Origin of the sequence: Arsenophonus nasoniae DSM 15247 (assembly GCF_000429565.1) — a bacterium.
Classification (GTDB): Bacteria; Pseudomonadota; Gammaproteobacteria; order Enterobacterales; family Enterobacteriaceae; genus Arsenophonus; species Arsenophonus nasoniae.
Genome location: NZ_AUCC01000059.1, coordinates 1 through 19,768, shown reverse-complemented (window position 1 = coordinate 19,768; position 19,768 = coordinate 1). Strand labels below are relative to the sequence as shown.

General features: G+C 36.4%; 19 protein-coding genes and 3 pseudogenes. 9 read left to right on the top strand and 13 right to left on the bottom strand.

Going from position 1 to position 19,768, the window contains the following annotated elements; all coding sequences use genetic code 11:
- Together G468_RS22990 and G468_RS20760 are read left to right on the top strand one after the other, a co-directional pair.
- Nucleotides 1-267, top strand: a pseudogene (locus G468_RS22990) (integrase core domain-containing protein); the annotation flags it as partial.
- A 52-nt stretch (nucleotides 268-319) separates the two neighbouring features.
- Nucleotides 320-571, top strand: a complete 252-nt coding sequence (locus G468_RS20760; RefSeq protein ID WP_034249870.1) for a hypothetical protein — start codon at nucleotides 320-322, stop codon at nucleotides 569-571.
- A 93-nt stretch (nucleotides 572-664) separates the two neighbouring features.
- On the opposite strand, the pseudogene G468_RS22985 reads toward G468_RS20760, so the two are convergent.
- The 4 genes and pseudogenes from G468_RS22985 to ybjG form a co-directional block, all read right to left on the bottom strand.
- Nucleotides 665-796: pseudogene (locus G468_RS22985) on the bottom strand (transposase DNA-binding-containing protein); the annotation flags it as partial.
- A gap of 179 nt (nucleotides 797-975) precedes the next feature.
- Nucleotides 976-2,343, bottom strand: coding sequence for an L-serine ammonia-lyase (locus G468_RS0111925; RefSeq protein ID WP_026823321.1), 1,368 nt, complete (start codon nucleotides 2,341-2,343; stop codon nucleotides 976-978).
- 141 nt (nucleotides 2,344-2,484) lie between these two features.
- Nucleotides 2,485-3,795: a serine/threonine transporter gene (locus G468_RS0111920; RefSeq protein ID WP_026823320.1), complete on the bottom strand. Its 1,311-nt coding sequence runs from the start codon at nucleotides 3,793-3,795 to the stop codon at nucleotides 2,485-2,487.
- Nucleotides 3,796-4,743: 948 nt separating this feature from the next.
- On the bottom strand, nucleotides 4,744-5,352 hold the full coding sequence (ybjG, locus tag G468_RS0111915; RefSeq protein ID WP_026823319.1) for an undecaprenyl-diphosphate phosphatase: 609 nt from the start codon (nucleotides 5,350-5,352) through the stop codon (nucleotides 4,744-4,746).
- Between the two features lie 161 nt (nucleotides 5,353-5,513).
- Here ybjG and G468_RS0111910 point away from each other — a divergent pair, with 161 nt between their 5' ends.
- Nucleotides 5,514-5,948, top strand: coding sequence for a secondary thiamine-phosphate synthase enzyme YjbQ (locus G468_RS0111910; RefSeq protein WP_026823318.1), 435 nt, complete (start codon nucleotides 5,514-5,516; stop codon nucleotides 5,946-5,948).
- 215 nt (nucleotides 5,949-6,163) lie between these two features.
- On the opposite strand, the gene G468_RS0111905 is transcribed toward G468_RS0111910, so the two are convergent.
- Nucleotides 6,164-6,421, bottom strand: a complete 258-nt coding sequence (locus G468_RS0111905) for a GrxA family glutaredoxin (RefSeq protein ID WP_026823317.1) — start codon at nucleotides 6,419-6,421, stop codon at nucleotides 6,164-6,166.
- A 175-nt stretch (nucleotides 6,422-6,596) separates the two neighbouring features.
- Between G468_RS0111905 and G468_RS0111900 the strand changes: the two genes are divergently transcribed.
- The 3 genes from G468_RS0111900 (at nucleotide 6,597) to G468_RS0111890 (ending at nucleotide 8,417) form a co-directional block, all read left to right on the top strand.
- A complete protein-coding gene (locus G468_RS0111900; RefSeq protein ID WP_026823316.1) occupies nucleotides 6,597-6,926 on the top strand; it encodes a DUF1418 family protein in 330 nt (109 codons plus the stop codon).
- A 130-nt stretch (nucleotides 6,927-7,056) separates the two neighbouring features.
- Entirely contained in the window at nucleotides 7,057-7,551 is a 495-nt protein-coding gene (locus G468_RS0111895) for a type III secretion system chaperone family protein (protein WP_026823315.1), read from the top strand.
- 227 nt (nucleotides 7,552-7,778) lie between these two features.
- The gene (locus G468_RS0111890; RefSeq protein ID WP_026823314.1) at nucleotides 7,779-8,417 is read left to right on the top strand and encodes a hypothetical protein; all 639 of its coding nucleotides are present in this window, start codon (nucleotides 7,779-7,781) and stop codon (nucleotides 8,415-8,417) included.
- A 319-nt stretch (nucleotides 8,418-8,736) separates the two neighbouring features.
- On the opposite strand, the gene artM is transcribed toward G468_RS0111890, so the two are convergent.
- The 7 genes from artM to G468_RS0111860 form a co-directional block, all read right to left on the bottom strand.
- A complete protein-coding gene (gene artM, locus G468_RS0111885) occupies nucleotides 8,737-9,402 on the bottom strand; it encodes an arginine ABC transporter permease ArtM (protein WP_026823313.1) in 666 nt (221 codons plus the stop codon).
- The gene (gene artQ / locus G468_RS0111880) at nucleotides 9,399-10,139 is read right to left on the bottom strand and encodes an arginine ABC transporter permease ArtQ (RefSeq protein WP_026823312.1); all 741 of its coding nucleotides are present in this window, start codon (nucleotides 10,137-10,139) and stop codon (nucleotides 9,399-9,401) included. The genes artM and artQ overlap by 4 nt, the downstream gene beginning before the upstream one ends.
- A gap of 12 nt (nucleotides 10,140-10,151) precedes the next feature.
- The gene (gene artJ, locus G468_RS0111875; protein ID WP_026823311.1) at nucleotides 10,152-10,895 is read right to left on the bottom strand and encodes an arginine ABC transporter substrate-binding protein; all 744 of its coding nucleotides are present in this window, start codon (nucleotides 10,893-10,895) and stop codon (nucleotides 10,152-10,154) included.
- A 10-nt stretch (nucleotides 10,896-10,905) separates the two neighbouring features.
- Entirely contained in the window at nucleotides 10,906-11,643 is a 738-nt protein-coding gene (artP, locus tag G468_RS0111870; protein ID WP_026823310.1) for an arginine ABC transporter ATP-binding protein ArtP, read from the bottom strand.
- A 127-nt stretch (nucleotides 11,644-11,770) separates the two neighbouring features.
- Nucleotides 11,771-12,097 carry a DUF2867 domain-containing protein gene (locus G468_RS25390; protein WP_420885101.1) on the bottom strand — a complete coding sequence of 109 codons (327 nt, stop codon included), beginning with the start codon at nucleotides 12,095-12,097 and terminating at the stop codon, nucleotides 11,771-11,773.
- Between the two features lie 7 nt (nucleotides 12,098-12,104).
- Nucleotides 12,105-13,220 carry an NAD(P)H-binding protein gene (locus tag G468_RS20755; RefSeq protein WP_407062023.1) on the bottom strand — a complete coding sequence of 372 codons (1,116 nt, stop codon included), beginning with the start codon at nucleotides 13,218-13,220 and terminating at the stop codon, nucleotides 12,105-12,107.
- Between the two features lie 59 nt (nucleotides 13,221-13,279).
- Nucleotides 13,280-14,179 carry a LysO family transporter gene (locus G468_RS0111860; RefSeq protein WP_026823309.1) on the bottom strand — a complete coding sequence of 300 codons (900 nt, stop codon included), beginning with the start codon at nucleotides 14,177-14,179 and terminating at the stop codon, nucleotides 13,280-13,282.
- Nucleotides 14,180-14,374: 195 nt separating this feature from the next.
- Here G468_RS0111860 and G468_RS20750 point away from each other — a divergent pair.
- The 3 genes and pseudogenes from G468_RS20750 (at nucleotide 14,375) to macB (ending at nucleotide 19,221) form a co-directional block, all read left to right on the top strand.
- Nucleotides 14,375-16,036, top strand: a pseudogene (locus G468_RS20750) (DUF2813 domain-containing protein).
- 115 nt (nucleotides 16,037-16,151) lie between these two features.
- Nucleotides 16,152-17,255: a macrolide transporter subunit MacA gene (gene macA / locus G468_RS0111850; RefSeq protein WP_026823308.1), complete on the top strand. Its 1,104-nt coding sequence runs from the start codon at nucleotides 16,152-16,154 to the stop codon at nucleotides 17,253-17,255.
- A 19-nt stretch (nucleotides 17,256-17,274) separates the two neighbouring features.
- Complete coding sequence (gene macB / locus G468_RS0111845) at nucleotides 17,275-19,221, top strand: macrolide ABC transporter ATP-binding protein/permease MacB (RefSeq protein ID WP_026823307.1); 1,947 nt, start codon at nucleotides 17,275-17,277, stop codon at nucleotides 19,219-19,221.
- Between the two features lie 82 nt (nucleotides 19,222-19,303).
- On the opposite strand, the gene cspD is transcribed toward macB, so the two are convergent.
- Nucleotides 19,304-19,516 (bottom strand): cold shock domain-containing protein CspD, encoded by a 213-nt coding sequence (gene cspD / locus G468_RS0111840; RefSeq protein ID WP_026823306.1) that lies wholly within the window; start codon nucleotides 19,514-19,516, stop codon nucleotides 19,304-19,306.
- Nucleotides 19,517-19,768: the final 252 nt, after the last annotated feature.

Here is a 19,768-nt window from a genome sequence, read left to right as displayed (position 1 = left end):
TCGGAGGAGTTTAGGGCGCACCTCTTTGAACGGAAAATAACTCAAAGCATGAGTCGGCGAGGTAATTGCCTCGATAATGCCGTGATGGAAAGATTTTTTAGGAGTTTAAAGACAGAAAGACTTAACCGTTTATCGTTTATGAATCATCAATCTGTTGTCTGTGAAGTTGAAAATTATATTTAGTTTTACAATTATTATCGACGCCATTCAACGATTGGTTATTTAACGCCACATCAAAAATATCATGAACTAAAAAATGCCGCTTAGATCTTCTACAGAATTTGTTGACCATTACACTCCGAAGGAGACACTGTCGCCAGTGACGCCAAAAGTAGAAGTCCAGCGATCTGAAACGGTTATTTACAATCAGACAACTTTTGTAACACGGATGTCTATTAACAATACTGGAGATGGTAATACATTGTCTCTTAGGCAAAGTGTATTTAGTAACAGCACAGAACGGTTGAGCCAAGTGATATCAGGATTTAAAAATCAAGATTCAACTGCTAATACATATTTTACAGAGCTTAAATTCACTCAAAACCCACCCATGTTTGTGCCAGATTGTTGACGCAAGAGCGAATAAAATAATTTATTAGTATCAAATAAGTCAGTTATTAAAGCCTGTCTCTTGAACAAGACTTGCGTTTAAGAGACAGTTTTACATACTGGCTGGTGATGATGAAGATTTAACAATGGATTTATCAGAGTGTTGAGCTAAGTTTGAAGCTATTTTTACTCGCCTTATCGTTCCTCTTAGATCACTCAGGCTAGCCTGACGAAATTGTGCTGTAGCTCATTCATCATTGTTTTTAATCATTTCAGAAATCTTTAAATTGAATACTTTTAAGATCTGATTGTATGGAGAATATTTAATGCAAAAAGCCCTCACATTAAGTAAGGGACTTTTGTATAAGAAACAGATTGTTCAAACTGGCTTACTATTTTAATTGCGGTAATCGTTTTTTAATTAATTCAATCGCAATAAGTAATTTTAATCGCTAATCCACCTTGTGAAGTTTCTCGATATTTGGCATTCATATCTTTGCCGGTTTCATACATGGTTTCAATCACTTTATCCAAGCAAACGCGCGGATCACTGACCCGACGTATAGCCATTCGGGCCGCATTAACCGCCTGAACTGCTGCAATTGCATTACGCTCAATACAGGGAACCTGGACTTGACCACCAACCGGATCACAAGTGAGGCCAAGATGATGCTCCATGCCAATTTCAGCTGCGATACAGACTTGGGCAGGACTACCGCCCATTAATTCAGTTAGCGCTGCTGCGGCCATAGAACAAGCAACACCTACTTCACCTTGACAACCGACCTCAGCACCAGAAATTGAAGCATTCATTTTATAAAGGGTGCCGATAACGCCGGCAACCAAAAAGAAGCGGGTAGATGAATTTTCGTTAATAGGACGAATGAATTTATCATAATAAGAAAGTACTGCTGGAATAATACCACAAGCGCCATTGGTTGGCGCGGTAACCACTCGTCCACCTGCCGCATTTTCTTCATTAACTGCCAAGGCAAACATATTGATCCAATCAACCACCGCCATGGGATCCGTTGTTGTATTATCGGAGGTGACTAACATTCTTCTTAATGCTGCAGCCCGGCGTGGTACCCGAAGTGGGCCTGGTAATAAACCTTCGGTATTGACACCACGTTCAATAGCTTGTTGCATAACCTGCCAGACTGTATCGAAATGAGTTTGGATTTCTTCTTTAGAACGCAATGCTAATTCATTTTGCATAACCAAGGCCGAAAGTGAAAGGCCGGTATCTTTGCAGTGCTGTTGTAAATCAGCAGCGGATTTGTATGGATAAGGTAGTTTAACAGACGACCGACTTTCTTGACCAAAATGCTCTTCATCAACGATAAAACCACCGCCAATCGAGTAATAGGTTTTACTGTACAGTGTATCTTCATCTGCGTAAGCAGTAATTACCATACCATTTTCATGAAGTGGCAGATTAGTGGTATGAAAGTTCATCCCTCCTTGGCGAGGGAAATTTACCTCATGTTGTCCATTGGCAAGAGATAAGCGCTGAGTTTGTTCAACATTTTTAACGAAAGTAGAGATAGAATCGATAGCCACAGTATCAGGTAAATTACCAGCTAATCCCATGATAATGGCAATATCAGTGGCATGCCCTTTCCCGGTTAAAGATAATGAGCCATAAACATCAACGCTAATACGCTTTACCGTGGTCAGCATCTCTTTTTCGATTAAATCATCAACAAATTGTTTCCCGGCTTTCATTGGCCCGACAGTATGAGAACTGGATGGGCCAATGCCAATTTTAAAAATATCAAAAACACTACTCATATTTTATTCGCCTCCTTGTTAAAGGCGCTAATTTTTTAGTAATAGGCTGGCTGACGCGTTGAAGTTAATATTCCGGTCTTATGATATTTGGGAAAGCTAATTCATTCCAGATAATGAAAGCCATCCCAAAATCGTTAAACGTTAAAGAAATAATTTATATACTGCAGCTGAAATAGCGATAATACCGACAATGACCACAAAAATATTACTAATGTGACCAGAATACTTCCGCATAGCGGGTATTTTGCTAATGGCATACATTGGCATCATGAACAATAGAATGGCAATAACCGGCCCACCTAAACTTTCAATAATGCTCAGAATGCTTGGATTTAAAGTAGCAACTAACCAGGTAGTGACTAACATAAAAATCGCAGTCGCTTTATTTAGTTTTTGAATATTAATTGTTTTACCTTTTGCTCGATAAGCACGTTCAACCAAACCATTAAAACCTTCACGAGCACCAAGATAATGCCCTAGGAACGATTTTATAATCGCAACAAAAGCAATGAGTGAAGCGGCATATTTAATAAAAGGTTTATCGAAATAACCAGATAAATAGTCGAGGATACTGATGTTTGCCGCTTTTGCTTTTACCAGATCAGCTGGAGATAAGGTAAATACACAGCTAAAAACGAAAAACATTACCGTTAATACCATTAAAATATGTGCTGAAGCTAAAATTCGCGAAGATTTTTGATCAGCATGCGAGCCATATTCTTTACGATTGGCAACAGCGAAAGCAGAAATAATGGGTGAATGGTTAAAGGCAAAAACCATAACAGGAATGGTTAACCAAATTGTAACCAACATACTTTGGTTATTTTCAGCACTATCCATGTTAATATTGGACAATGAAAGCGTTTCTAATGCAGCACCATGCCAATGTGGGATCATATAGAGAGAAAATATCACCAGCACCGCAATAAACGGAAATACTAGCATGCTCATTATTTTCACTATGTATTTTTCACCTAGGCTAACAATAGCCATAATACTACCGACAAGAATGAGTGCTAATAGCCAGCGTGGTGGAGCATTAAAACCGAGGAGTTCAACGATGAAATTCTCGACATTGTTGGTAATCGATACGCCATAAACTAATAAGATAGGATAAATAGCAAAAAAATAGAGCAGCGTGATCCAATTACCCGCTGAACGGCCAAAATGTTCTTCTACAACCTCAGTAATATCGCCATTAGGTTTTGATCCGGATAATACAAAACGAGTTAAACCGCGATGGGAAAAAAAGGCCATTGGAAAAGCGAGCAACGTCATTAGAATGACGGGCAATAGGCCACTCATACCTGCATTAATAGGCAAAAAGAGAACTCCAGCACCAATTGCGGTGCCGTATAAACCTAACATCCAAACTGTATCACTTTTACGCCAAACTTTTACGTCCTGGTGTGCATATGAGGAAGTGATGGAATCAACTCGAGTTGTATCCATGGTAATCTCCAAAATATAAAACAAGAAACAAAAATAGTAATTTTTTAATGTATGAAAACCGGTCAATATAATTATGATTGCAGGTATATTTATACAACATGCTTTATCTACAGAAACAAAAATATATAGTTAGAATTTATGTAAATAAAGTAATTGATTATTCTAGTAAAGGCTAATTGCAATACTATACCACATTATGGTTTAGTGTCATTATTACAATACTGTTTAGAATCAATTTTATTTGTTTTTTTATATATTGAAATTATATTTTAGTTTTTCAGGCGCAAATATTATTATTTGTTGGCATAAAATTCCGTGATCGGAGTCCCAAAAGTATAATAATCTATAGTTTGTTGTTAAACAATATAATGTTTTTTGTTTTTATTTTGTTAAATTTTGGCAGTTCTTAGTTTATAGTGCTTAAAGTTGTTTTAATAAATATGATTAATCATTCAGTTAATCAGCTCAAATTTTAATAAAAAAGATTCTTATTAATTTTTGTAATGTATATAAATAAACGGACAATTTACTAATAATATTTAGCGGTTTTACTTATTTATAATTATTAATGGATTTATTGCTTGCCATTTTCTGATTTCATTTTAAACATAATATTATTATTTTTTTACTTTTGTACGAAAAATAGTTTATATTTATTAACTTGTTATTTTGATTTCATAAAGAAATAATTTCCTTTTAAGATATAACCATTATAAATTAGTGGCGTAAATTTAAAAGATAAATGGTATAAATATTAAATCTAGCAACCTTTAATTCTATTTTAGTAAAATCTGATTATGTTATTTTATTTAGGTGATACTTATCATAAATAATTATCTATTGATTTAAGCTATTTAAAATGCTGAATCATAAAATAGCCTCTTTAAAATTGGCAAATTTTTAAATTAATAGAGGCGATTTATGGATTTATTTAAATTATTTTTGTATTCAACCTCTGATCCAACCCTTTTTAATTAAAGGAGCGAATAGGATTTGATAAGCTTTTATGATATATGGTAGTAATTTATGACCACCTAATTCCCAAATTGTTTGACTAATTCCACAAGCCATAATAGCAACTAAAAATGCCCCTACCATATCTAAAGGCCAATGTACCCCGAGAAAAATTCTAGCCCACGCAATGGTGAAAGCCGGTATAAATAACAACAGCCCAATCCAATTTCTTAACCAGAATAAAAAGCCAAAGGCAAAGATAAAAGCAATAGTAGCATGATTACTGGGAAAAGAGGGGGTAGGGGCATGAGCAAGAAAATGTTGACCTATCCCCAACACAAAAGGTCGCTCTAGTGGAAAAATGACGCCAATAAAACCGGAAATAGCTAAACCTACAATAAGTGCAAGAGCGGTTTTACAGACAAAAACTCTTTGGCAAACTAAATTTCCCGCTCTACCCCAAAACCAGCAGGCAATAGTAATTAAAGGAAATATGAGAATGAGTCGCTTAGCCAAAAAAATTGCCAGCGTTAGTGTACTAATGGATGTAATTGGGGTGGCATTAATAAAACTAAACAAACTTAAGTTAATATCGTTTAGCAAGGTAGAGTCCTCATCAAATATCTATCATGATCATTTATATTAGATAGCCAAGGGTAAAATGTCTTTTATATAGGGTAAAGTAAGTTTGGTGATATTTATACAAAACTTATTTGTTTATTAAATAAAACTAATGGCATTCACTATTTTGCTAGGGAGATACTATGTGGTACCAGAAGCAAATTAAATTGTGTTCTCGCCCACGAGGATTTCATTTGATTACAGCCGAAATTATGCGACAACTACCTGAAATTAGTCGAATAGCAGTGGGTATTGCCCATCTTTTTATTCAACATACTTCTGCATCGTTAACCATCAATGAAAGTGCAGATCCAAGTGTCCAAACTGATTTTGAAAGCTATTTTAATCGAATTGTTAAAGAAAATGAATATTATTATCAGCATACTTGCGAGGGAAGTGATGATATGCCGGCACATTTGAAGAGTAGCTTACTAGGAAGTAGTTTAGTTATTCCAGTTACCAATGGTCAGTTCAATATGGGAGCATGGCAAGGGATTTACCTCTGTGAACACCGCAATCATGGTGGCGAACGTAAAATTATTGTAACTCTGCAAGGTCAATTAGATAGCGACAAATAAAAAACCGATAGTTTAAATAGGACATAATTTAAACTATCGGATTCCTCAATAATTTGGGGACATTCAAATAAAAGCAGTGGCATAAGTTATGACTATTTATTATTCATAAAGTTCTTATAAAAGAAAAAAAGCATTTTTTGCCAAAAAATGCTTTTGTGATTTGTGCCTAAAACTTAATAGATAAGATAATAAATAATTTTATTAAAATCAGTTGGTTAAGAAAGTAAATGTTCTTCCGCGTAGGCTTCAAAATCAGTACAACCACCAATATGTTGTTCATCAATAAAAATTTGAGGAACTGTATTAACAGGTTTACCCGCTTTTTTCGCTAAATCAGCTTTAGTAATCCCCTCCGCTTCTATATCGACATAATTATAATCAAAATCATCACGTTCATGTTTTAATTTTTCTGCTAGTGCTTGTGCACGGACACAGTAGGGGCAACTAGAGCGACCGAAAATGACAGTAAACATCACATCTCCTTCAATTAAATTTTTATCTATTGTCTACAATATCAATTAAAATGCCTATAGTTAGCATGAAAAAAAGCACAATTTATTCTTATTCTTATTCTTATTCTTATTTGAGATGTTAATAATGACCTAATATAACAGGATAGCGTTTTTTAAAAGGAAACATAGATTTGTTATGAGCAAAAAAAAATTATCGGCTATGCGTTCTTTCGGTGATATGCCAAAAATTGTGATAATACTCGAAGTTATTGGCATACTATTATTGTTATTGGTCTATTTAGTGATAAATAACTATATTGAAATAGCTGCTTTATTTATGAAAAAAGGTGTTTTGCTTGCTATGATTATGTTAGCAGTAGGTTGCATGATACCAGCAATCATTAATATTGTTTGGCGAGCACTGCCTAAGCTTAGTTTTTTTGGCATTGATCAACATAAAAATAGTTCGCAACATAACCCACGTAAAATAAAAGCTAAGCCGTGTAATCATCGTAAGGTGGATTAAATTATGGGTTAGAATGGCTCGTTAAATATGATTTAACATGATAAAATATGGTCTGTTTTTGGTTTGCGACAATAGATAGCGAATTTTTATAGGTGAAATTATTGCTATTATATGTAAAAAAGGTTAATTAATGGATTCGATTTGTTTCCCTGACATAGCTAAATTGCGAGAGTGGCTTGTTCAACTCAAAACATCGTATTTTGAATGTGATAATTGCCAGGCATTGCATTTGCCTCATATGCAAAATATTGATGGTATTTTCGATGCAAAAGTTGAGATTGTTGAAAACATATTAGTTTTCTCGGTTTTGGCTGAACTCAAACCGACATCGATTATTACCCTATTGGCAAATTTAAGCCAAATTAATGCTAGTTCATTAACGGCGAAAGCATTTATGGAAATTAATGATGAAAATTTGCCTAAATTAGTTGTTAGTCAGTCTTTTCCCTTGTTGGCGGGAATGACATGTAACCAATTCTCCAGTTTTCTTCAGCAAGCAGAAGAACAGATGGCTGCTATTATTTTTGAAGTTTATAACAATGATCTGCTTTATAGTGGTCAAGAAGATATAGAAGATGAAGAGCTATCTGAGCAAACCTTGCCTGCCCGCTTTCTACTACATTAAATTATAAAAAAAGATCTAATAGCATCTGCCATTCATATGAGTGGTTAATGCGTTTCCTAGTTTATATATACAAATATTATAGGAATACAAATACATTTCAGCCTTTTTATTACTTTAAAAAGTATAACTATTTTGCTAGATTCTTTTTATTCTTACTACCACTGCATTTGCACCTTATCTAGCCAATAATTTTCGACTAATAACTACATGCTAAAAGGGATTTGAATATGCTTAGTTCATTGGAATCTGCTAGTGTCAAAAATATTGAATCTTCCGTTACATCCAATCATCACCTTGATCCAGTAAAAGTAGAAATTGATAAAAAAATTGAAAGTAAATTTGTATTGGTTTTTAGTGGATTTTCTGCAATGGGATATAAAGATACCGAAAAATTACATAAATATATAACAAAAGAGATAAAACAACATATTGATGAGCATGGGATCCATAATTTACTCATCGTTGCAGGTGCGACTTCTGATGGTATTGGCTGTGTCTATGATATTGCTAAAAATTTAGGCGTATGTACCTTGGGAATTGTTTCACAGCAAGCGCCAACAAATAGCCTAGCAAAAAATTGTCAGAGTGTTATTCAAATAAAGGATCCGGATAACAGCTGGAAAGTTCTGGATGATTCAGGTAATTCTTATATGGTATATGCGGCAAGTAAGAATGGATGTTTTTTAGCTTTTGGTGGCGGTAGCGTTACCCTCAGCGAATTAGAAGAAGCTGTTGGCAAAGGAATTAAAATAAAAATTTTCTCTGATTTTTTACCTGACCCAAATAAATTAGACGGTAAATTAGCCCAAGGAAAAACTATGGCTGAAATATGTCCGATACAAACCAAATATACAGAAGAGGTTTAGTATAAAAAACAATCTCTTCCACTGATTTAAGAAACGAAGAAAACGATAAATTTTGCCATAATTTTTTCTTTACAGCTCAGGCACGCTGCTATCTTGCGGATGGAGTCGTTCTGATTATCACAACTCACCGTCATTCAATGGTTAATCGCATTAAAATAAAACAATGTTTATCAAGTGGCGTTTAATGTTATTGATATCTATAAATCATAAATTTTAGACGTTAAAGATTAGCGCCCTTAGAATGCAATAAAGCATTAGCTTTATTAATTAACATCATAATAAATCTCGTTTTCTTTAGTCGAAAGCGAGATTTATTTGGTTAGGTTTTTTCAAAAGATAACGCGTATTTTTCTAGATAACGCATTAATAAGGTTAAGATGCCATTTACGCACAGATATATAATTCCCGCCGCAATAAAAACATCAACATTATAAGTTTGGCCAAAAATTTGTTGGCTATATCCCATAATTTCTAATAGCGTTATGGTACTAGCTAGTGATGTGCTTTTAAATATAAGAATTACCTCATTGGAATAGGAGGAAAGCGCACGTTTAAGCGCATAAGGTAAAATAATTCTTAGGGTTTGATGATTTGACATACCTAGCGCCTGACAGGCTTGCCAGCTAGTTTTAGGAATTGCTTTTACTGCACCATGAAATAATAGAGTGGAATAGGCGGCACTATTTAGGGCTAATGCCAGCAAGGCACAAATCCATGGAGTAGAAATCAATGCCCATAAAGCAGGGTAATCTCTTAGTGCGGGAAATTGACCGGGTCCATAGTAAATCAGAAAAAATTGAACTAGCAAAGGGGTACCAGTAAATAGGGTAATGTAACCTTTAATTATGGATGAAAAAATTGCTGTTTTTAACGACAAAATGATAGTCAAGAATAGCGCTAACGAAAAGGCAATAAGTAATGCACATAATGTTAGTGATAGACTGGTTGGTAGGCCTGGCAGTAATGAAATGATTAAATCGATCATTTTGCGACTCCCCGTTCAAACTGGGTTGTGCGTAGTTCAATCCGCCGTAAAATAAATTGACTTACCAGGGTGATAGCTAGGTAGATCAATGCCACAATTAAGTACCAAGTGAAAGGTTCCTGAGTACGATTAACGATACTTTTAGTTTGCAACATTAAGTCGTTTACGCTGATCAGAGAAACCAAGGCGGTATCTTTTAGCAATACTAGCCATTGATTGCCTAAGCCAGGTAAAGCGTGACGCCACATTTGCGGCATGATCAGCCGCAAAAAAATAACATTCCGATTGAGACCCAAGGCTTGGCCTGATTGCCATTGGCCGGATGGTATCGCTTTTAGAGCGCCTCTTAAGGTTTGGGATGCATAGGCAGCATAGAGTAGAGCAAGGGCAAAGACACCACAAAAAAAAGGAATAAAATCGAATTGATTATTTTGCGGGAAGAACCATTCAGGATCGACTTGCCAGGTTGTATGCCAGAAAATGATATTAATATCAATGCCATCACCTAACAACATAATAAATTGTAATGTGCCATAGTAAACGAACAGGACAACTAACAATTCTGGTAATCCGCGAATTAAAGTCACCCAGCAAGAACCAAGCAAGGCCACGGGCCGCCAGCGGATAGATTCCCAAGCAGTAAATAACATGGCTAATAGCAGCCCTAGAATCAAAGCGGCGCCGGCGAGAGTAAGTGTTAAGCCGGCAGCATTTATTAGAAATAACAGATTATTCATCGCGATAATCGACTATTTTTGTAACCATTTTTGGTAAATAACATCATAACTGCCATCTTGTTTTACTTGTGCCAACGCTTTATTTAATTTATCTAGCAGCGTTTTATTTCCTTTACGTACCGCAATAGCAAGACCTACACCAAAATAATTAGCATCTGTTACTTTTTCACCTACAGCTGCAAGGTTTTCATTACCTTTGGTTTTTAGCCATTCCGTCGTGACAGCAGTATCACCAAACACCGCATCTATCCGGCCATTTTGTAAATCTAGGATTGCCGTTTGGTAATTATCATACGGGACAGCTTGCATCTCTTTATGCTGTTGAATGATATATTTTTGATGAGTGGTGCCATTTTGCACGCCAATTTTTTTACCTTTTAATAATGATATTTTATTAATCTTATTTTTTACTGCGATAAATGTTGCTGAATTATTGTAATAAGTATCAGTAAAATTAACCTGTTTTTGCCGCTCTGGCGTAATATCAATTCCAGCTATCAATGCATCAAAGCGGCGCATCTTTAAACTGGGGATTAAGCTATCAAAAGATTGGTGAGTAAATGTACAGTTAGCATCAAGCTTTTTGCATATTGCATTCGCCAGATCAATATCAAACCCGACAATATTATTATTGGCATCGATTGATTCAAATGGGGCATAAGTTGCTTCAGTTGCAAAGCGTATCGTCTCTTTTGTAGTGGCTAGTATCGGTAAGGACAGGCTGCATAAGATAATCGCTAACAATGATTTTTTCATTAAGGTATTCTCAATTAGATGAATGGGATAGATAATTTGTCAAGCCTTGAGTTTGTGGTTTAGTTAAACGATCAATATTGCCTTGCTCCACAATTGCCCCTTTTTCCATATACACGATTTTGCTTGCTGTTTTACGAGCAAAATCAATTTCATGAGTCACAATCAGTTGGGTAATACCTGTTTTTGATAATTCTTGTATAATACTAACCACTTGAGTTGTAATTTCAGGATCGAGAGCCGCTGTTGGCTCATCAAATAATAATATTTCAGGCTCCATCATTAATGCTCGAGCAATAGCTACTCGTTGTTGTTGCCCACCAGAAAGATGCAACGGGAAGCGATTAGCAAATTCAGTTAGCCGCAAGCGATCCAATAAGTTTTCCGCTTTTTGTTTAGCTATTGCTTTGGTTAAACCTAAAACTAAGCAAGGGGCCTCAATCAGATTTTCGATTACGGTTAAATGAGGCCATAAGTTATATTGTTGAAATACCATACCGACTTTTTGTCTTAGGGCGCGAATTTCATGGCTTTTTGGTTGGCGTGAGAAATCAAAATGATAGCCTACAATGTCAAGTTGACCAGAGCGGGGCATTTGCAGTAAATTGAACACCCGTAATAATGAGCTTTTGCCAGCACCACTTGGACCAAGTAGTACCATCGTTTCACCCGTTTCACATGTCAAATTGATATCGTGTAGTGCTTGCTCTTCACCATAAAAGCAATTAATTTGGTTTAATTGAATACTCATGCTAAAAATCTGAATAAATAAACAAGTGGGTTAATAATAATCTTACTGAAATAATTATGCAATATGTTGTTTTTAAAAAGTCTAATATTGCTATATTTTAGGGTTATTTTTCCTTTATAAAATAACTTTAATCATTTTTATTCATTTTTAATGCAATTTTATTAATTTTTTGCGCCATTCCTTTGAAAATAAAACGGTGAATTGGGGTCATAATTAGCCAATAGATTAGACCGAAAAAACCGGCCGGGTGCCACCACGCTCTGACATCAAGTGTTCGATGTTTGCCACAATCCTGAATAGTAAAGGTTAAACGGCCGAGTCCCGGCGCTTTCATACCAAATAAGAGTGTTAATTGATGCTTAGGTTTAATACTAATAACTTTCCAGCTATCAATCATGTCACCTAAATATAATGTTTCACGTTTAGGACGGCCATATTTTACTTTGTTGCGCATTAAATCATCAATGCGGGCGCGTAATTGCCATAAAATATTGCCATAAAATATTGGCGTAAAAATATCCTCTTTTGCCACCAATTTGTTGCACGATTTGCCAAATAGTATAGCTAGTGGCAGTAGTTGTTAGCGTAAAACCGGCATCTTTCGGATAATAGCTATATTTGGTACACCAATGTGTTTTTAGCGTTGGATCTGACCCCCAATCCGCTTTATTAATGGCATTATGCGAGTCGATAAACGCTTGTTTAACTGCTTCATCAACACTAAGTAATTTTTGCGGAATAAGCTGTTTTAACGCTTGATCATTAGCGGGCAAATTGTACTGTAGCCCCTGAATTAAACTTTTGCTAATTAAGGGAGATACTGAAGTTATTAAGCTAATGAAATGAATAGAAATTAATCGAATTGGAATAGGCAGGGGGATAATTGGTCGATATTTACCGCTGATGCGCATAAAGCGCTTGAATAGTGTTTGATAATCAATATATTCAGGTCCTCCCGCATCAAGGATGCGATGCTGATTCGTTGAGTGGGCTATCAATTGTGTCAGATAGTACAGCATATTTTTTAAAGCAATAGGACAAGATTTTGACCTTACCCAACGTGGGGGAGTAAGAATTAATAAGTTGTAAGTCATATCCCGAATTATTTCATAAGGCACTGAGCCCGCTCCAATAATAATGGGCGCCCGAATTTCTGTCACCGGAATTTTACTTTCACGTAAGATTTCTCCCGTCAGTTTACGGGCAATAAGATGTTGTGAATGACAGGAAGCGTGTTGTAGGGCACTTAAATAGATAACTTGTTTTACTTTAGATTGCTCAAGTACATGTTTAACATTCTGAGCAGCCAGGCATTCTTGTTCAATAAGATTATTATTCGCCGCCATACTGTGAACCAGAAAGTAAACAATATCAATATCAGTCATAATATTGTTTAAGGTTTTTGGTGCGAGTAAATCAACATAACAGCATTGAGTATTTGGCCAATTTTGTGCTTCAACCCAATCAAGTCGACGCGTTGCTGCGGTGATTATATGCCCTTGTTTGATTAACTCTGGGATCAGATTTTGACCAATATAACCGTTAGCACCGAGTACTAAAATCCGTTTTTTATCCATATAGGGTTACCTATTTGAGCCAGGGCATTTTGCTAGTAAATCCAGCTAGTTATTCGCTATTAGGTGAAGAAGGCGATCAGTAATGGCGTCAATAGACTTAGTACAAAACCGTGGACAATGGCAGCAGGTACAATAGACACCCCTCCGCTACGTTGTAATATGGGTAGCGTAAAGTCCATTGATGTTGAGCCACAAATCCCTAATGCCGTAGAACGAAATTGATTGATAATAATGGGAATAAGCATAATTGCCGCTAATTCACGCATTAGATCGTTAAAGAAAGCGGTACTACCAATAACCGGTCCGTAAGCATCGGTAAGTAGTATACCCGTTAGAGAATACCAACCGTAACCGGCAGCAATCGCTAATCCCACTTTAGTCGGTAGACCTAATAAAACTGCAGCCAAAATGCCACCAAGCAGCGCGCTGATGGCAACAATCAGCGCAATCGCCGCTCCTCTGAAATTAATTAAAATTTGTCGCAGATACATCCCACTATTACGTAAATGGCAACCCACCAATAATAATAAACAGATAAGTGTAACTTCAGTACCATATTTGGCATAGGATAAAAATGGCCACTTTGTTAATCCTAGTAAGAAACCGAGTATTAATACGCCACACAGTAGTAGTGAGCTTAAAATCATTTTTAATCGAGAGAGAGGCTTATTGGTTTCACGTTTATCGATTTTCCACGGCAACAATTTATCCAATAGTAGTAAAGCAATTAGGTTAGCGGCAAAGGTGCAACAAAAGAAAACCATTGTATAGATAAAAATTGACGTAAGATGAGTACTAATATTATCTAATAACGCCAGTGTGATGCCCATTAAAAATAGGATAATGTAAACCATAGCGCCTAATAGGCGATGTGTAAGCGCTAAAATTTTCTTATTTTTAAAGCGAAATAAATAGCCTACTGTTAACGGTAAAAGAATGATAAGCAGTCCTGAATACATAGTCCATCCTTATTACAATTAACGCTTTTATGGGAATGATTTTGTGGAAATAATGTGAAAAAGATAGGCAAAATAATAATAAATATTTTATAACAGACTCAAAATAGGCGCAATATTACAGAATAATATTTTAAACGTAATTCATTGCTCACAGCATTATCCAGGGGCTATTGCTAATATATAAAGAGGATAATCATGTATTTGCAACAAGTGGAAATTTCTGGTTTTCGTGGGATAAATCGGCTTTCATTAACACTGGATCATAATACCGTGTTAATTGGTGAAAATACTTGGGGTAAGTCAAGCTTGTTAGATGCGTTGACTATTCTATTATCACCAAGGCAACCATTATATCAATTTAATCAGCATGATTTTCATCACTTGGTTGCTACAGATGAACAAATCAATAATCTACAAATAATTTTAGTTTTTTGTGAAAACCAGCCAAATAATCATAAAGTAAGTCGTTTTAAGCATTTATTACCGTTATGGATTAAAGGAGATGATGAATACAAACGTATTTATTATCGGGTGAGTGCAGAACAACAGAATAATATTGTGGCCACTGAACGATGTTTTTTAGATAAGCAGGGTAATAAGTTGGTTTTAAATGATAATAATAAATATATCCAGCAGATTATTCGACTATATCCAGTACTACGTCTAAGAGATGCCCGCTTTTTACATCCTACAGCGACTACATTGTATGCTACTGACTATAAAAAACTAGCTGTTAAATTTGCCAACCAGTTACAGCAATTGGCTTAAGCGTTAATGCAAGCATCACGAAAATTGTCTCATAAAGAGGCAGAGGAAGGTTTTGTGGTACTGCAACAGTTGCTGGGTTATTATTTTGCCGAACAAAATACCCACTTATCTCATCGACAAGATCAGTCAAATATTGCCTATAGCTTACCTAATAGAAGAGGTTGGCGGGTGCTAGAGGATATAAATCGTATCGTGGCTAAACCTGAACAACAGCATATTAAATTAATTATTTGGCAGATTTTTTCCTCTTTTTTGCAATTACAAGGTGATCTGCAACTAGCTCGCTATGCCAGGCCTATCCTGATTATTGAAGATCCAGAAACGCGTTTACACCCTATTATGCTTTCGATTGCCTGGCGCCTGTTAAATCTTTTTCCATTACAGCGTATTAGTTCAACTAATTCAGGTGAATTACTTTCACAAGTTCCATTGAAAAATGTATGCCGCTTAGTGCGTAACTCAAATCGAGTGGCTGCTTTTCGATTAAAAACCAGTAAGTTATCACTTGAAGATATGAGACGTCTCTCATTTCATATCCGCTTTAATCGCCCTTCAGCGCTATTTGCGCGCTGTTGGTTATTAGTTGAAGGTGAGACCGAAATTTGGTTGATGAATGAATTGGCACGCCAGTGTAATTATCATTTTGAGTCAGAAGGTGTTAAAGTGATTGAGTTTGCGCAATGCGGTATTAAGCCATTATTGAAGTTTGCAAATAGTATGGGCATCGAGTGGCATACGTTAGTTGATGGTGATAATGCCGGCAGACAATATGCAGGTTCAGTAATCGCTTATGCTGAGAAGAACAAGGATACGGCACGAGATAGACTAACCATGTTACCTGCGTTGGATATGGAGCATTTTCTTTATCGTGAAGGTTTCAGGGATATCTATCATCAAATTGCAGGTATCCCAGATGATGGCAAGGTATTACCGCGTCGTGTCATTATTAAAGCAATTCATCGAATTTCGAAACCTGACTTAGCAATTGAAGTCGCCAATAGAGCGGCAGAAAAAGGCATTAATTCAATACCTTCGTTACTACGCAATATGTTTTCACGTGTTGCTTGGTTAGCAAGAGGGAAATCTTAGTAAACAGGTAAGCAATAAATATATTGTGGCGTTTGTCTGCAAATTTTAGTCAAGGCAGATAATAGATTGCTATACAGTTTTTAACCTATTCCATATTAAAAAAGGTATTTTTAGTATGAAATTTCTTCGCACTAAAAAAAAGCGTTTATTAATTTCTCTTGTGTTGTTATTAATCATTATCATTACTGCTGTGATGTTTTATGTAATTAATTTGCCTAAAAAGGTAACTTATCAAACCGTACCCGTAATGAGAGGAAATATCGAAAAACATGTACTGGCTACTGGCAAGTTGGATGCGGTTAGCAAGGTAGATGTTGGCGCTCAGGTTAGTGGCCAGTTACAGACTCTTTATGTCAAAGAGGGGGATATGGTGAAAAAAGGGGATTTATTAGCAGTAATCGATCCCCAAAATGCGCAAAATGTGGTGAAAGAATCAGAGGAAACGCTGCGTGAACGGCAAGCTAATTTAGCCTTAGCCCGTGCTGAATTGAAGTTAGCAGAAATGACTTATCAACGCCATGTTGATTTGGCAAAGCATCAGGCTATTTCACGGCAGGAGTTTGATCGTGTTAAAACCGATGTTGCGGTTAAAAAAGCGCGGGTAAAAATTTATATTGCCCAAATTAATCGCAATCAAGCCTCGTTAAATACCGCTAAAACCAATCTGAAGTATACCCATCTTACTGCGCCAATGAGTGGGATTGTGACTAACATTAAAACCTTGCAGGGACAAACCGTCATTGCTGCCCAGGAAGCGCCAACCATTATGACATTAGCAGACTTGGATACAATGTTAGTAAAAGCGCAAGTTTCCGAAGCTGATATTATTAATCTTAAACCTGGGCAAAAAGCTTCTTTTACTATTCTTGGTGCACCAGACACAACTTTTGATGGAATTTTGAAAGATATATTACCTACACCGGAAGAAGTAAATAATGCAATTTTTTATCATGCCCGCTTTGAAGTTCCCAATTCGCAGCATATTTTAAAACTACAAATGACTGCGCAAATTAAAATCCAACTTGAATTACACAAAAATGTATTGCTTTTGCCACTATCTGCATTGAAAGAAAACATTGCGGGTAATCAATACACTGTTGCGGTACTAGAAAATGGCCAACAGGTGGAAAAACAAGTCGAAGTTGCCACACGAAATTATAAAGATGCTGAAATTGTTTCCGGCCTTGCTGAAGGTGACTTGGTCATTACCAACCCTTAGACATCAAAAGGATAAAGGAATGAGTGCATTACTTGAATTGTGTGATATAGGTCGTAATTATCGTTCAGGCGAACAGCAAGTAGCGGTACTAAAAAATATTTCTTTGACCATAAATGCTGGGGAAATGGTTGCGATTGTTGGCGCTTCAGGCTCTGGGAAATCAACTTTAATGAATATCCTTGGTTGTTTAGATAAACCAAGTTACGGCCAATATTTTCTGGCTGGACAAAATATTGCTGAGCTGGATAACGAGCAACTTTCAGTTTTACGTCGCGAATATTTTGGTTTCATTTTCCAGCGTTATCATTTATTACCCTACTTGACGGCCGAACAGAATGTTGAAATTCCAGCTATCTATGCCGGCGCATGCCAACAAGAACGTCGTAAACGGGCAATTGCCTTATTAACGCGTCTTGGTTTGAATGACCGTATTAAATATTATCCGACGCAATTGTCTGGCGGCCAACAGCAGAGAGTGAGTATTGCTCGCGCATTAATCAATGGCGGGAAAATTATTTTAGCTGATGAGCCAACGGGCGCATTGGATAGCTATTCAGGTGATGAAGTTATTACTATTCTTAAACAGCTATGCCAACAGGGATATACTGTTATTCTGGTTACCCATAATATGCAGATAGCAGAACAGGCGGAGCGAGTAATTGAAATTAAAAATGGCGAAATTATCCGTAATTCTGTGCAACGCGAGTCCGCAAAAATATTACCGCCAGTTTTTTCTACCAAAAAATCGCAAATTTCAATGACGCAATGGCTTAATCAGTTTAGAGAAGCGTTACTGATGGCATGGCGAGCGATATTAATTAATAAAATGCGCACATTACTCACCATGCTTGGCATCATTATTGGTATTGCCTCGGTCGTTAGTATACTTGTTATTGGCAATGCGGCCAAAGGACTGGTATTGGCCGATATTCAGTCAATTGCAACCAATACTATCACTGTTTTTCCTGGTAGAGGCTTTGGTGACATGAGCCCACAAGATAGAAGAGCACTGAAAGTAAGCGATGTGGATGCGTTACAGAATCAGCCATCTGTTTTGGCTATATCAGGTAAAATGAGTACTGATGTTCGATTACGTTATGGCAATCAAAATTCAGCGGCAAGAGCGTTTGGCATTGGAGAGTCATATTTTGATGTTTATGCTATGCCAATGAGCGAAGGGATAATACTCACAAGGGATATGGTTAAGCATCATGCACAGGTTATTGTTATTGATCAAAATACCAAAAATATGTTTTTCCCTCAGCACAAACAGGTTGTTGGTGAAGTAATGCTCGTTGGCAATATACCTGTTACTATTGTTGGTGTGGCAGCTGAGCAGAAGTCAATGTATGGCAATAGCAATATGCTACAGATCTGGATGCCTTATACCACGATGAGTAGCCGCCTGATGAATCGCTCTTATTTTGATAATCTCGATATTAGGATTAAACAGGGTTATAGCTCATTAGAAGCAGAACAACAATTGACGCGTTTATTGACGGTATTGCACGGGAAAAAGGATATTTTTACCTACAATTTCGATACATTGATTAAAACGATAGAAAAAACGACTAATACGTTACAGTTGTTTTTAACATTAGTCGCTGTTATTTCCCTGTTAGTCGGTGGTATAGGTGTTATGAATATCATGTTGGTTTCAGTAACTGAACGGACGAAAGAAATTGGTATTCGCATTGCAATCGGCGCGCGAAATAGCGATATTATGCAACAATTTTTAATAGAAGCGATTTTTATTTGTTTGTTTGGTGGGTTTTTAGGGATCTTACTCTCTTATTTGGTCGCACTTATTGCCCGTGTAGTATTACCCGATTGGCAATTTGCTTTTAGTTTGATGCCACTACTCGGTGCTTTGCTTTGCTCAACCGTCATTGGCCTTATTTTTGGTTTTTTACCTGCCCGCAATGCGGCAAAATTAAATCCAGTTGATGCCTTGGCAAGAGAATGAAAAATAAGGATTTATATGCTCCCAAAAGAAGATTGGGAGCAATGATTAAAATAGCAAATTATTAAAGGCAATGAAAACCAACCTATCCATTTTCTACAGGAATAATAAGGCAGGCATGGTTACCTTTAGGCCCTTTAGTTGAACTAAAATTAACCTTCTGTCCAGCTTTTAATGTACGGTACCCTTCCATCTGGATACTGGAATAGTGTGCGAAGATATCTTCGCCACCATTTTCGGGGCAGATGAAGCCAAAACCTTTAGCATTATTAAACCACTTAACTGTACCTGTCTCCATACATCATCCTTTATAATAGGGTTTTATCAAACAAGTGCCTGTGAACAGCTCATTTTATATTGCAGCGAACTAAAAATTGCTTGTTCATAAAATATACTGTATTAAAAAGATATATGGCGTCAAGTGTACTATATTGTCAACGATCACCGAAAACTGATCCACTTTTTATCTAAATCCGATCAATCAAAATTGATCCACTGTTTTACTCAGTTATTGCTCCTGAGCGCCGCTTATCTTTCAATCGGTAGCTTT

Excerpts from the sequence above, each read along its gene's own strand:
- G468_RS0111890 (WP_026823314.1), top strand. The coding sequence starts at position 7,779 with ATGCTTAGTTCATTGGAATCTGCTAGTGTCAAAAATATTGAATCTTCC.
- G468_RS0111920 (WP_026823320.1), bottom strand. The coding sequence starts at position 3,795 with ATGGATACAACTCGAGTTGATTCCATCACTTCCTCATATGCACACCAG.
- G468_RS0111860 (WP_026823309.1), bottom strand. The coding sequence starts at position 14,179 with ATGTATTCAGGACTGCTTATCATTCTTTTACCGTTAACAGTAGGCTAT.
- artQ (WP_026823312.1), bottom strand. The coding sequence starts at position 10,139 with ATGAATAATCTGTTATTTCTAATAAATGCTGCCGGCTTAACACTTACT.
- artM (WP_026823313.1), bottom strand. The coding sequence starts at position 9,402 with ATGATCGATTTAATCATTTCATTACTGCCAGGCCTACCAACCAGTCTA.
- artP (WP_026823310.1), bottom strand. The coding sequence starts at position 11,643 with ATGAGTATTCAATTAAACCAAATTAATTGCTTTTATGGTGAAGAGCAA.
- G468_RS0111925 (WP_026823321.1), bottom strand. The coding sequence starts at position 2,343 with ATGAGTAGTGTTTTTGATATTTTTAAAATTGGCATTGGCCCATCCAGT.
- cspD (WP_026823306.1), bottom strand. The coding sequence starts at position 19,516 with ATGGAGACAGGTACAGTTAAGTGGTTTAATAATGCTAAAGGTTTTGGC.
- G468_RS0111900 (WP_026823316.1), top strand. The coding sequence starts at position 6,597 with ATGAGCAAAAAAAAATTATCGGCTATGCGTTCTTTCGGTGATATGCCA.
- G468_RS0111910 (WP_026823318.1), top strand. The coding sequence starts at position 5,514 with ATGTGGTACCAGAAGCAAATTAAATTGTGTTCTCGCCCACGAGGATTT.
- G468_RS0111905 (WP_026823317.1), bottom strand. The coding sequence starts at position 6,421 with ATGTTTACTGTCATTTTCGGTCGCTCTAGTTGCCCCTACTGTGTCCGT.
- macB (WP_026823307.1), top strand. The coding sequence starts at position 17,275 with ATGAGTGCATTACTTGAATTGTGTGATATAGGTCGTAATTATCGTTCA.
- G468_RS25390 (WP_420885101.1), bottom strand. The coding sequence starts at position 12,097 with ATGCGCAACAAAGTAAAATATGGCCGTCCTAAACGTGAAACATTATAT.
- macA (WP_026823308.1), top strand. The coding sequence starts at position 16,152 with ATGAAATTTCTTCGCACTAAAAAAAAGCGTTTATTAATTTCTCTTGTG.
- artJ (WP_026823311.1), bottom strand. The coding sequence starts at position 10,895 with ATGAAAAAATCATTGTTAGCGATTATCTTATGCAGCCTGTCCTTACCG.
- G468_RS20755 (WP_407062023.1), bottom strand. The coding sequence starts at position 13,220 with ATGGATAAAAAACGGATTTTAGTACTCGGTGCTAACGGTTATATTGGT.
- G468_RS0111895 (WP_026823315.1), top strand. The coding sequence starts at position 7,057 with ATGGATTCGATTTGTTTCCCTGACATAGCTAAATTGCGAGAGTGGCTT.